This is a genomic window from Pelagicoccus sp. SDUM812005 (genome assembly GCF_031127875.1).
Lineage (GTDB): Bacteria > Verrucomicrobiota > Verrucomicrobiia > Opitutales > Opitutaceae > Pelagicoccus.
In genome coordinates, this window is sequence record NZ_JARXIA010000001.1 from 162,416 (window position 1) to 175,819 (window position 13,404).

The 13,404-nt window shown below is 58.5% G+C and carries 4 protein-coding genes; 2 read left to right on the forward strand and 2 right to left on the reverse strand.

The genetic code is table 11. The annotated features are described in order from the left end of the window. Position 1 precedes the first annotated feature (1 nt). Together QEH57_RS00640 and QEH57_RS00645 are read right to left on the reverse strand one after the other, a co-directional pair. Positions 2 to 3,685, reverse strand: a complete 3,684-nt coding sequence (locus QEH57_RS00640) for a sialate O-acetylesterase (RefSeq protein WP_309004724.1) — start codon at positions 3,683 to 3,685, stop codon at positions 2 to 4. Then, entirely contained in the window at positions 3,685 to 6,090 is a 2,406-nt protein-coding gene (locus QEH57_RS00645) for a glycoside hydrolase family 2 TIM barrel-domain containing protein (protein WP_309004725.1), read from the reverse strand. Before QEH57_RS00645 ends, QEH57_RS00640 begins: the two co-directional genes overlap by 1 nt. Before the next feature lie 293 nt (positions 6,091 to 6,383). Between QEH57_RS00645 and QEH57_RS00650 the strand changes: the two genes are divergently transcribed. Together QEH57_RS00650 and QEH57_RS00655 are read left to right on the forward strand one after the other, a co-directional pair. After that, positions 6,384 to 10,820 (forward strand): glycosyl hydrolase, encoded by a 4,437-nt coding sequence (locus QEH57_RS00650; protein WP_309004726.1) that lies wholly within the window; start codon positions 6,384 to 6,386, stop codon positions 10,818 to 10,820. Between the two features lie 161 nt (positions 10,821 to 10,981). Further along, positions 10,982 to 13,312 (forward strand): glycoside hydrolase family 95 protein, encoded by a 2,331-nt coding sequence (locus QEH57_RS00655; protein ID WP_309004727.1) that lies wholly within the window; start codon positions 10,982 to 10,984, stop codon positions 13,310 to 13,312. The last annotated feature ends 92 nt before the right edge of the window (positions 13,313 to 13,404 follow it).

Here is a 13,404-nt window from a genome sequence, read left to right on the forward strand (position 1 = left end):
GTTATTTTTGAGTTTGATCGTTTAGATAGATTTCTAGGTTAGTGTATCCACTGCCTTGTGGTTCGAGTAGGTGTCCGTCGGGGGTGTAGGGATCGAGTCCGTTTTCTATCTCCCAGTGGTTGGGCATGCCGTCTCGATCTGTGTCCCAATCCCTAGGGCGATGAATTTCGGGATAGTCTTCCCATCCTCCAACGTCCTCCTGAGAGTCGGGGAGCCCGGGATCGCCGCTTTTGCTTCCTCGGTAGGTGAACGTCCCGCTACGCGTTTCACGGATGATCCGTTGGTCGTGCTCGTCGAGTTGGGGAAGGTTGCAGCCGACGTCGGCGAGTACGTTTCCGTAGGCTTCGGCGGCGTTTTGCGTTTCCACGTAAGCGGGAAAGAAGGGCTTATCTGAAAGGTAGTTGCGTTGCGGCTCGTATTCTTTTGTCAGGATACCTTTTCGGTTTTTAGGGGCTTTGACGTATCCTTCCATAATGTTTCCTTCTACGAAGTAGTCTTGTGAACCGAAGGCGGCGACTAGGTCGCGTTGTGGTTTGAGCAAGTGGAAAACTCTAGATGCGGGACCGGGCTTGTAGTAGTTATTTACATACTGGACTTGTTTCGCGCCACCGTCGGTGGTGCGACCGCCCCAGTTGTAGACGACGTTATTGCGAATATCCAGGCGCCCCGCGTGACGGCTAGCTTGGTCGAGTGCTCCAGCTAGGCTCCAGTTGCGTCCTTCGTTGTGGGCAAGAAGGTTATGGTGGAAGCTGCCGATGTCGCCGCCGATGCTGGCTGCGTAGCCGTGCTTTTTACCTGCTGCGTATTTCTTGTGTCCGGCGATGTTGAGCGCCTCGGAAATGAGCGTGCGTTGGAGGGTGATATTGCGGGCCCCTCTCGAACTGAAGGCTTCGTCTTGGGTCCAGCTAATGGAGCAATGGTCGATGATGCTGTGGTCGCTGCTGGCCATCCCCATGCCGTCCATGGTCATGCCGCTTGCGTCGCCGGGACGCACTCGTAGGTATCGAAGCACTACGTCGTTCGTTCCTAGTAGGCCGAGGTTGTAGTGCGATATGCAAATACCTTTTCCGGGGGAAGTTTGTCCCGCGATGGTGATGAACGGATTTCGAATGGTCAGCTTACTTTTGAGTTCGATGCGGCCCGATACGTCGAAAACGACGGTACGTGGTCCGGATGCTTCGATGGCGGCCCGCAAGCTGCCTTCTCCGCTGTCGTTGAGGTTGGTTACGTGGAACACCTTGCCGCCTCGCCCGCCGCGAGCGTATCGTCCGTAACCTTCCGCTCCGGGGAATGCGAGTTGGCGCGGCGCGAAAGTCCAGACTTCTCCGCGAGTGATAATTCCATCTTCGGATACGCTATCTACGCGCCAAGCATAGTGTCGCAGGCTGTTGGACTCTGGCAGTTCGACGGTATAGCTGCTTTCAGCGGTTTGGCCTAGGTAGGATCGAGAGCTGCGGCCCGCCTGGCTGACGAGTTTGTAGGCTTCCTGGCGGGAATCGGACTCATAGAGGTAAACATGGAAGGATATGGAATGGGGGGCGGCTTGCCAGTGCAGGGTGATCGACTTTGCATCCAGGTCGGCATGTATGTCGCCATCGGACGGATATGGATTGCTCGCTCGCGTCTGGGGATTGGGAACGTCGATCGCGAACGCGTTTAGCATGACGCCTTTATCGGCGTTGGTATCGGTGGGCGTGAAAACGAGTTCGATTGGATCGTTGTTGGTTATATCGAATTCGTAGTAGAAAGTAGAGGAATCCTCGTCCTTCTCAGCTTGAAGGCTTGGGCTGACTTTGCCTACGGCCCGGCCGTCGTGGCTGATCGTAAGTTCAGCGTAGGAGTCGCTTCCGGGAGCGTTATGGTAGGTCGCGATAGAGTGCCGCCCGTTTGGCAGTCCGGAGATTGATAGCTTTAGTGGATCGCCCTTCGCTGAGGCGACGCCATCGCTTACGAGTTGTGCTCCGGTGGCGAGCCCGGCCTTGTTCCAGTTCCCTTGCAGCGGAGACTGGCTGAGGGCACTGAGGCTTATGCTAAGACCTTCCGCGTCTAGGCGGGCGGAATTCGCATCGCTGACGTTCCATTCGGTCCAGTTTGCTTTTTGGTTATCGTTGCGGCCGTTTTCAGGGCTAAGGTCGAAACGCTTCGCTTTGAAGAATGGGGGAGCCAACGTGTAGAGCGATTTTTCGTCGGTGCGGAATGGGTAGAGCGGGAGTTCGTCACGAGTTTTCGGTGGGCTTGCTTTTTCGTCCCAAGCGTAGCGCGCATAGGTGGGAGTTGGGATACCGGGATGGCTGAGCTCGACGTATCCGTCTTTCCATGTCGCTTTGGCCGTTCTATATAGGCAATCTGGTCCGGCGATTTCAAAGGAGCCCAGTTCGCCCGGTTCGATGGTGCGCGAGGCCTCGAGAGCTTTTGAGAATTCAAGAACAAGTGTGTTTTTGGCTCCCTTACGAACTGATTGTAGCGTTGGCATCACCTGGGTGAATTGGGCGAGGTGGTAGGTGTCCGAGAGGGCTTGTTTTGCGAATCGCAGTCCGACGTCTCTTTTGTTGATCGGATGGATGTCGCGAACGTTTCGCACGAGGTCGATGGTTGGGATGATTCCGGTGTTCTTGGTGGTGTATGTTACTGACAATTGGGCCTCCCAGAAAAGGGGTAGGGCATCCAGGGTTAGCGACTTGTGGCCGATCCATTCGGAGTAGGTGAAGGGGGCAAGTTGGGCGAAGTAGAAGGGTGCTTCGAGGGCGGACCACCTTTTTCGCCAGGCCTCGATGAGGCTTTGCATCTTCAGGGCGTAGATGGAGGAGTCGCCGTGCATGAGGTTGGACTCGCCTTGGTACCACAGGAAGCCGCGTAGTGTGTAGGGCGCCAAGGGCTCGATCATGCTTTGGTAAAGTTCGGTGGCTTGTACCCCGTCGATCCAGGAGAAGTAGGGGCGTTGCAGCAGCGGTTCTAACTGGGGGTGGGCGCGAAATGCGGACTCGGGCATCCAGGCCTCGATCATAGTACCGCCGAAGGCGGAATGTATCAGTCCGATGGGTACGTCGAGTTCCTCCAGGAGTTTTTGTCCGAAGTGGAAACCGGCAGCGGAGAATTGCATGGGGTCGAGAATCTTAGGGGAGCAGGGGACCCAGTTGGATTCGAGTTCGGGGTTGGAGATCTTGACGTTGTTGGGAACGCGGAAAAGCCGCAGGCTTGGCAGGTCGCCTTCGGCGAGAACCTCAGGGTAGCCGAGGCTGGGCTTTTGTCCTCTCTTCTCGCCTAGAGGTTTGTCCATGTTGGACTGGCCGGAGAGTAGCCAAACTTCACCTACGAGCACGTCCTCGAAACGGATCGTGTTCTCGCCGCTGATGGTAAGCGTGCGGGGCTCGAAACTGGCTGCCAAGGCAGGGAGCTTGAGCTTCCAATCGCCGGTGGCGCTTGCGGTGGCCTTCGCTTCTTTGTCGGCGAAGGTGACCGTGACTGCTTCGTGCGGGGCGGCGGTTCCCCAGATGGCGACGGGCTGGTCGCGTTGCAGGACCATGTGATCGCTGAAGATGGGCGGGCAATCGACGGCTGCGGATGCGAGCGTAGAGAGGAGTGCGGTTGCAAGCGTCAGTAAGGTCTGGATACCGTGGCAGGGCCTTGCGAGAAACGTCTGCTGACGAGCTGAGCGGCTTTGGGGATTCTGGAAAGGCGGGAGCATCAGAGGTTGATTTGGGCGGATCCTAGGCCGTTTGCGGAGGCGGAGAGGGTGACGGGGGCGTCGCCGCTGATTTCCACGACTACGAGGGCGCGGCCTTGGTGGGTGGATCGAGGATTCGCCCCGTAGCGTTCGTTGCTGTCGAGAGCGCCGCTGCCGATGGCTAGGATGCGGGCGGGCCCCGTGAGGGTGTAGCTGATTGGCGCGTCGTGGGCGGGATTCCAGAGTCCCTCCTGGTCGGCGATCTCGAGGTGAACGAAACGGAGGGAGTTGGGCGTTTTGCCGAGTAGGGGCTGCTCTGCCATGAGGCTGAGCGTTTGTGGTGCCGCGGCGGTTTTTAGTTCGAAGCGTTCGACTTCGTTGCCGTTTTCGTCGAGGCCGATGGCGCTGAGGGTGCCTTTTTTGTAAGGAACTTCGAATACGGCTTTGAATTCCTGCTTTTCGCCGGTGGGACGGGTTCCGATGCGGTTTCCGTTGAGCTGGATGGCTACGCGGGGGTGGCGGGAATAGACTTCCACGGTGAGCTTGCTGCCAGGTTTGACGGTGGGCCAGGTCCAGGAAGCGAGCCGGGGCGAGCTGGCCCAATTGTGCTTGTTCCACGGCTTTCCGTCGGTGCTGGGCGGTTCGACTGCGGCGTAGAGCGTTTCGCCGCGATCCCAAACGATGTTTCGGTAGTGGGAGATGGGCTTTCGGGCGCCGGTGATGTCGATGTCGCCGCAGGCGGCGCCGTGCCAAGGGAAGTGGCTGCCTTCCCAGTGGGGGCGGGCTTCTTGGTCGGGAGGGAAGACGCGTCCGATGCCCGCTTCGCCGAGGTAGTCGATGGCGCTCCAGACGAAGTCGCCGATGACGTAGCTGTTTTCGACGCTGGTTTTCCAGGATTTGAAAGCGTCGTCCAGGTAGCTTTCGGAAGCGTAAATGATCCGTTTGGGCAAGCGCTCGTGGTCAGCGGCGTGGCGGTCGATTTCGTAGTTGTATCCAACTACGTCGAGGTGGGAGAAGAGGCGGTCGAGCTTGGGCCAATCCTCGGGCTTGCCGAGACCGTTGATGCCGGCGGTCACGGGACGGGTCTTGTCGATGGCTTTGATGGTGGCCGCCATCTTTTCCGCGATTTCGATGCCGCTCTCCTTGCCGCGCTCGTAGACCTCGTTGCCGATGCTCCACATGATAACGCTGGGGTGGTTGCGGTCGCGGAGGATCATCGCTTCCAGGTCTTGTTGCCAGTTCGCGTCGAAAATCTCGCCGTAGTCGTGCTTGAGCTTCTTGCTCTTCCAGCCGTCGAAGGCTTCGTCGATCACGAGAAGCCCGTAGTGGTCGCAGGCGTCGAGGAAGGCAGTGGAAGGGAGGTTGTGGGCGGTGCGAACCGCGTTGAATCCAGCCTCTTTCAAGAGTCGCGCTTTCCTGTATTCGGCATCGCGATACGCTGCGGCGCCGAGCGGGCCGTGGTCGTGATGCGCGTTGCCGCCGAAGAGTTCAAAGGATTGGCCGTTGAGCTGGAAGCCTTCGCTCGCCGAAAACTTGAGGGTGCGGATTCCGAAGCTCGTTTCCTGGCGGTCGGTGAGACGTCCGTCGACGAAGCTGCGGCTGACCAGGCGGTAGAGGTGCGGGGTGTCGGGACTCCAGAGGCGAGGATGGGGCACGCCGAGCTTGGGCGTGACGGTGAAGGACTTGCCCGCAGGAGCCTCGCCTGTTTCGGAATAATGGGCGATGGGCAGTCCATCCGGATCGATAATGGCGAGGTCGATCTGGATATCCGCGGCGGCGGCGCTTTGATTTCGGGCGGTGGCCGAAATGTCGACGGTGCCGAGCATGCCGTCTTCCGAGATGTACCATGTGGCAACGGATACCTCGCGCGGGTCGATGTGGATTGGATCAACTACGCGCAGGGATACGGGGCGGTAGAGGCCGGATCCGGTGTACCAACGCGAGTTTGGCTGGGCGGAGTTGTCGACGTGGACCTCTATCAGGTTGCTGGCGCCGAGCTCCACCTCTTCGGTAATGTCGATCGAGAAGGGAGTGTAGCCGGATTCTGTGGTCCATTTTTGGGCGCCGTTTACGTAGACGGTCGCGTTGCGATAGACGCCTTCGAAGTCGAGAATGAGCTTCTGGTCGATCCAGCGTTTGGGGGCTGGGAGCTCGAGTCGGTAGCGACCCGAGCCGGTCGGAAAGAAACCGCCGCCTCCGGCGCTCGGCTCTGCGGCGGAACGGACCAAATCTATGCTCCAGTCGTGCGGTACGCTGACCTCCTGCCAGCGCGGGGCGGCGCCCGGCTGGACCCGGGCGAATTCCCAGCCCTGCGTTAGTTCGACGGTTTCGCGGCCGGTGGCGAGAGGGAGGAGGGCCGCAGCCAGGAGTCCGTGGGCGAGAGCTTTGGCGGCGCGGAAGCCGGGGTTCAAGGGAAGTGGGTACATCGCTTCAGTTCGAATCGTTCAAGTGCTTGAGTTGGGGCGTTTCTATAATGAAACAAAAGTATATTTCACTGAGGTACCTAGGCGTGCGAGGTTCGCCATAGATTGAGGTCTATAAGTGAGTAGGCGGGATTGCGTTTGACACAAGGATTTTATGAAACATAACGAAATATCAATTATTTCATGTGAAATAAAGACCAGTCTTTAACCCCTTCAAGACCTTGATCCCTTCCTTTCGTAAACTCATTCTCCAGGCTATTGCAGGGCCGGGACGCCGTTCTACGGTGTCGCGTGGCATGCGAGCGTTAGGGACCCGCATCGCGTTTGCGGCGTTCGCGGTCTCGGCGTGGTGTGGACCTGCTTTGGCGGCAGCCGAGAGCGATTGGGAGCGGGCGTTCGATCGCCCGCCCGAAAGCGCCAAGCCGTGGACGATTTGGTATTGGCTGAAAGGGGCGGTTTCGAAGGAGGGCATTGCGGCCGACCTCGAAGCGATGAAGGAAGTCGGTCTGGCGGGCGCCTATCTGATGCCGTTGATCTCGCCGGACGAAGAACCTTTTTGGGAGCCGCCGGTGGAGACGTTGTCGGACGAGTATTGGGAGCTGGTGGGGCATGCCATGGAGGAGGCCCGCGAGCGCGGGCTGAAGCTCGGGTTGCATGTGGGGCCAGGTTTTTCTTTGGCGGGCGGTCCATGGATCACGCCGGAGCTCTCGATGCAGCGTGTGGTTTGGAGCGAGGTATCGGTGGAAGGCGGAAGGCGGGTGGAGATCTCTCTCGATCAGCCGCCGACGGGGCAGGGTTACTATCGCGATATTGCTTTGTTCGCGGTGCGCGAGCGCGAGGATTTTGAAAAGAAGGCGGACTCCTTGGCGCCGCGTGTGACGACGAACGCGGGAGAGTCGGTATCGCGCTTGGCCCTTGCGGAGAATGGGGAACCGTTGCGCATGAGCGAGGCTGGATGGATCGAATATGCGTATCCAGAATTGGTGACAGTCCGCTCCGTGAAGATTCGGCCGCACGGAAACTCCTACCAGGCGCTGCGTTTGCGATTGGAGGCCAGTGTGGACGGAGAGAATTTCGACTTGGTCAAACAGTTCGTGCCGCCTCGCCATGGATGGCAGGACGGGGGCCAGAGCGTCGGGCAAAGCTTAAGCTTTTCGGTTCCGGAAACGCGAGCAAAGGTATTTCGCTTCGTTTTCGATCCGGAGGGAAGCGAGCCCGGGGCGGAGGACCTGGACTGGGCGAAGTGGAAGCCGATCTTAAAGGTGAAGCGTATCCAACTTTCAAGTATGCCCCGCTTGGAGCAGTTCGAAGGGAAATCCGCTGCGGTATGGCGCGTTGCAGAGTGGACGGACGAGGAGCAGGTGCCAGCTGGACTGGCGGTGGCTCGCGAGGACGTTATTGACCTAAGCTCCCGAATGGAGGCTGATGGTTCGCTCCGTTGGGATGCTCCCGAAGGGAAGTGGACCCTTCTGCGCATGGGGCATACCAGCACCGGAGCAACCAACTACACCGGCGGAGCAGGGGAAGGCTTGGAAGCCGACAAGCTTAATCCGGAAGCGATTAAACTGCAGTTCGATTCCTGGTTTGCGGAAACCTCGCGTCGCGTGGGGCCGGAGCTATTTTCGGAAGTGGTCCGGGTGCTGCACTCGGACAGTTGGGAGGCGGAGAGCCAGAACTGGACGCAGGGACTGGCGGAGGAATTTCGGGCGCGGCGGGGCTACGACCCGATCGCAATGCTGCCTGCCATGGCCGGCGTGGTGGTGGAAAGCGCGGAACGATCGGAGCGATTTCTCTACGATCTCCGTCTGACCATCTCAGAGCTGCTCAACGATTCCTATTTCGAAACCCTGAGTGAGCTCGCCCGCCAATATAATTGCGAATTCAGTTCAGAGTCGGTTTCGCCGACCATGGTATCCGATAATCTGAGACATCATGGAACGGTAGACTTGCCGATGGGAGAATTTTGGTTGAAGAGCCCCACCCATGACAAGCCCATGGATATGCGAGATGCGGTTTCGGGCGCTCACATCTACGGCAAGCGCATCGTGCAAGCCGAGGCCTTTACGCAATTGCGGATCGCATGGGACGAGGCGCCGCATAACTTGAAGGCGCTGGGAGATAGGCATTTTGCCTTGGGCGTGAACCGCTTCGTGTTTCACGTTTTTATGCAGACGCCATGGGTCGACAAGGTTCCCGGCGTATCGCTCAACGGAGTCGGTCTCTTCTTTCAGAGAGGGCAAACCTGGTGGAACCAGGGCAAGGCTTGGGTAGAGTACCTCTCCCGTTGTCAGGCCCTTTTGCAGCTCGGGGAGCCGGTAGTCGATATCGCTGTGTTTGCGGGCGAGGAGCGTCCAGCGCGAGCGCTGCTGCCGGATCGTGTCTTGGGCGTTTTGCCCGGTTTAGCGGGCGAGGCACGTTTGCATGAAGAGTTTGAACGCCTGGCGAACGCCGGAAACAAGCTGCGGGAAGAGCCGAAAGGGGTAAAGGCATCGGCGGGCATTAGCGACCTTTCTGACTGGTGCGATCCACTCTCTGGATACACCTACGAATCCTTGAACCTCGACGTCTTGTTGGACGGAGCGAGCGTACACGAGGGTAGGTTGCGACTAAAAAGCGGCGCAGAGTACGGAGTGTTGGTGGTCCCTGGGAAGCATCGCTTGAATCCGGAAGGAGGCGTTCGCATGTCAAGCGCGTTGGCAAGTGCTCTGGTGAGTTTCGCCAAAGAAGGGTTGCCGATAATCCTCGAATCAGAACCGCGCTTGCCGCTCAGCTTGCTGGATGGAGAGGACGCGTTGCGAGCGCTGGCGCGGGATTTGGCCGATCAGCCCAGCGTTCACCTCGGTCCATGGAGCGAGAGCGATTTGGACGCTCTCGGAATTTCGCAGGATATCCGGATCATTGGTACGAGAGGAACGCTTGCTGGAGAAGTGGCCTGGACGCATCGACGTTCTCCTGAGGGAGAGCTCTATTTCGTTTCCAATCAATCGGGGAAGCTGCGGGATTTGCGGCTTTCCTTCCGCGTCGCTGGACTGCGTCCGGAGGTTTGGGATCCTGTGACCGGAGAACGGCGTTTCGCCGATTCGTGGAAAAGCGAGGCTAGCAGGACGGAGCTCGGGATCCGATTGCACGCGAACCAGTCCCTATTTTTCGTTTTCAAGGAGGAAGGAACCAGGGGCGGAAGTCGTGACAGCTTGAATACGGCGGAGTCGGTACCTCATCAACGCCTCGATGGTCCGTGGACCGTGCAGTTTCCCGAGCGTACGGAACCGGTGGAGTACAAGCGCTACCTCGATAGTTGGACCCTGCACGAAGATGCGGAGGTAAAGCATTTTTCTGGCACGGCGACTTATTCGCGTACTTTTGACTACGAGCCGTCGGTAGCCCAAGGCCGGGTGTGGCTCGACCTCGGAATGGTGGCCGATGTTGCGGAGGTGATCCTAAATGGGGAATCCCTCGGTGTGCTTTGGACCGCTCCGTGGCAAGTGGAGGTGACGGGACACCTGCGTTCTGGAGAGAACCAGATTCGTATTGAAGTGACCAATACCTGGAAGAATCAATTGATCGCGGATGAGGCCCGCCGCCCGCAAGAAAAGCAGCTTTGGACGAACGCTCCCTTCCGCTTGAAAGATGAGCCTCTGCGGGAGGCAGGCTTGTTGGGACCAGTCTTGATTCGTTGCGAAGTACCGGGACGCTCGCCTGCTAGAGTAGTCATTCCGTTTCCAGAAGCCTTGAAAAGCGATTCGCAGCCGGTTCCTGCAGCGGTAATGCAGGAGATATACGAGGAGGCGAAAACGCCGTTCAAGTACGGTGTCGTCCTGGCGGGCGGCGAGGGCGAGTTGCTCGATTGCCCGAACGTATTCCGACATGGCGACAAGTGGTACATGATGTTCGTCGGCATTACGGACGGTGTAGGCTACCAGACTTACCTGGCCGAGAGCGACGACCTGCTTCACTGGAAGCGGCTTGGGACGATTTTGCCGTTTGCGGAAAGCGGCTGGGACAAGTGGCAAGGAGACGGCGGGCTGTCGTTGATCGATCACGAATGGGGTGGATCGGCCGCTCTGCAGCAGTACGATGGGAAGTATTGGATGTCGTATATCGGCGGCTCGATGAAGGGCTACGAGACGGATCCTCTGTCGGCCGGACTGGCTTGGACAAGCGATCCGCATAAGGTGGAAGCCTGGACGCGTTACGAGGGCAACCCTATTTTGTCGCCAAACCACGAATACGCGCGGCCCTTCGAGCGGAAGACCGTCTACAAGTCTCACATCGTTTGGGATAAGGCGGAGCAGCTCGGCTGGCCCTTCGTCATGTACTACAATGGCAAGGAAGAGCGTGGTGGCGGGCACGAGGCGATCGGCATGGCGGTGTCGCGCGACATGAAGGCGTGGCATCGTTACGGCGAGAAGAACGTGGTCTACAATAAAGGCGAGCTGCCGTGGGCCATTACCGGCGATCCTCAGATCGTTAAGATGGGAGACGTTTGGGTGATGTTCTATTTCGGCGCGTTCTGGAAGCCGGGGGCTTTCGACACCTTTGCGGCTTCCTACGATCTCGTCAATTGGACGAAATGGGAGGGCCCGCACCTGGTCGAGCCCAGCGAGCCTTTCGACAAGCAGTTTGCCCACAAGCCGTGGCTTTTGAAGCATGACGGTGTGGTGTATCACTTCTACTGCGCGGTTGGGGAAGAGGGGCGTGTGATCGCATTGGCGACATCGGAGGATTTGAAATGAATATTTGGATACGAAAATTTGATTCAGTTGGGCCGAGCTTAAATCCGCGATTTGGCGGGTGGCTCTTGCGCTGCGGACGCGGGCTGAAGCTCCGCGCTACGGCTTTGATTTTGGGCTCGGTGGCGACTGGGGTTTGGGCAGAGATTCCAGAACGCTCGCTCTTGTTCGATGAACCGGCGGAAGCGTTTACGGTCTCGGTGCCGCTGGGGAATGGCCGTTTGGGAGCGATGCTGTATGGCGGCGTTTTTGAGGAGACCATCGTGCTCAACGAAAATGGCATGTGGTCGGGGTCGCCGCAGAACGCGGATCGATTGGATGCCTACAAGGCTTTGCCGGAGATCAAGCGTTTGCTGTTGGAGGGAAAGAATTTCGAGGCGGAAGCCTTGGTGAATGCGAACTTCACCTGTGCGGGCGATGGCTCGGGGCATGGCAGGGGTAAGAACGTGCCCTACGGTTGCTACCAGACCTTGGGAAAGATGAAGCTCACGATGCTGCATGAGGGAGAGCCGAGCGGCTACCGCCGCGAGCTGTTATTGGCGGACGCTCTTTTTTCGCAAGCGTACGAGCTCGGAGGAGTGAACTATCGTCGCGAAGGTTTTGTCTCGGCGCCCGACGAGGTCTTTGCACTGCGGTTGTCGGCCGACCGAGAGGGCTCCATCGGCTTCGAAGTGGCGTTGCAGCGCGAGGAGCGGTTTTCGGTAGAGGCTATCGGAGCGGATTCCTTGCTCATGTATGGGCAATTGAATAATGGATACGAGGGCGGAAAGCAGAGCCCAGAGATCACGCCGGAAATCATCCAGGAGGGAGTGCGCTATGCGGGCGTGTTGAAAGTGCAGGCCACTGGCGGGAAGGTCATCCAGATGGGCGACATGATCCGGGTTGAGGGCGCGGACGAAGCGGTGCTGTTGTTTTCCGCCGCCACGGATATCAGGACCTTCGCAGGGCGGGGCGTCACGGATGCCCGGCAGGCTGCTTTAGCGGATTTGCAGGCAGCAGCTGGGAAAAGCTACGAGGCGTTGAAGGCTGCGCATGAGGATGACTTTCGTTCCTACTATGATCGGGTCGGAATCCGTATCGAAGGAAAGGATACGAAAAAAGGGCGAACGTTCCCGACGCCAGAGAGGCTGCGACGTGTGGCGAGCGGGCAGGAGGATCCTGATCTAGCGGCGCTCTATTTCGACTTCGGTCGCTACTTGCTCATCTCCTCCTCGCGGCCGGGAGGTCTGCCGGCGAACTTGCAAGGGATCTGGGCGGAGAAGACGCAGACGGCTTGGAACGGAGATTGGCATACAAACATTAACGCGCAGATGAACTATTGGCCGGTGGAGGTGTGCAATCTGTCGGAGTTGCACGAGCCTTTGTTTGCCTTGATCGAGTCGCTGGTGGAGCCCGGAGGTAAGACGGCGCGAGCTTATTATGATGCCGATGGTTGGGTTTCGTTTCTCTTGTCGAACCCATGGGGATATACCTCGCCGGGGGAATCGGCCAGCTGGGGCTCGACGGTGTCGTGCTCGGCTTGGCTGTGTCAGCATTTGTGGGATCACTATCTTTATACGGAAGACAGGGCCTTTCTGGAATGGGCGTATCCAATTCTTAAGGGCTCGGCCCAGTTTTACCTGGATATTTTGATCGAGGATCCGAAATCGGGTTGGCTGGTGACCTCTCCTTCCAACTCTCCGGAAAACGCTTTTATCGATGACGCGGGCAACAAGGTGCATGTCTGCATGGGTCCAACGGCGGACCAGCAGTTGTTGCGTTACCTGTTCGAAGCCTGTGTCGCAGCGGAAGAGATTCTGGAGAAGGATGCGGCCTTCAAGGCGGAGGTGGAATCGGCTCTGCCGCGCTTGGCTCCTACGCGTATTGGGCGCGATGGTCGGCTATTGGAGTGGCTGGAGGAATATCCCGAGGCGGATCCTCAGCATCGTCACATTGCTCACCTTTGGGGACTGTATCCAGGAAACGAGATCGACCCGATTCGCACCCCGCAGCTCGCAACTGCGGCCCGTAAGACGCTGGATGTGCGGGGCGATGGCAGCACGGGGTGGAGTCTCGCTTTCAAAATCAGCATGTGGGCTCGTCTCGGCGACGGGGATCGTGCGTACAAGTTGATGAAGCAGCTTTTCAAGCCAGCCAAGCCGCGTAGCAAAGACTCACCGTGGGAGGGCGGCACGTATCCGAATCTCTTCGACGCTCATCCGCCGTTTCAGATCGATGGGAATTTCGGAGGAACAGCCGCCATTGCGGAGATGCTGATGCAGAGCGAAGTGGGACGGATAACGGTTCTGCCTGCCTTGCCCAGCGCTTGGAGCGAGGGGGAGGTGCGTGGTTTGCGGGCTAGGGGCGGTTTCGAAGTCGATCTCAGCTGGAGCGCAGGGGAAGTGAAGACAGTAAGAGTAAAGAGTATCCACGGAACGAGGACGGAATTGGTTTATAGGGGGAAGACTGTGAAGATCGTATTGGACAAAGGGGAATCGATGGAGGTGGAGCTGTGAAGAGGGAGGTTAGCGTAGCGCGGAGCTTTAGCCCGCGTTTGGGAAGAAGGATCCTGCAATGTGGTCGCGGGCTAAAGCTCCGCGCTACGGCG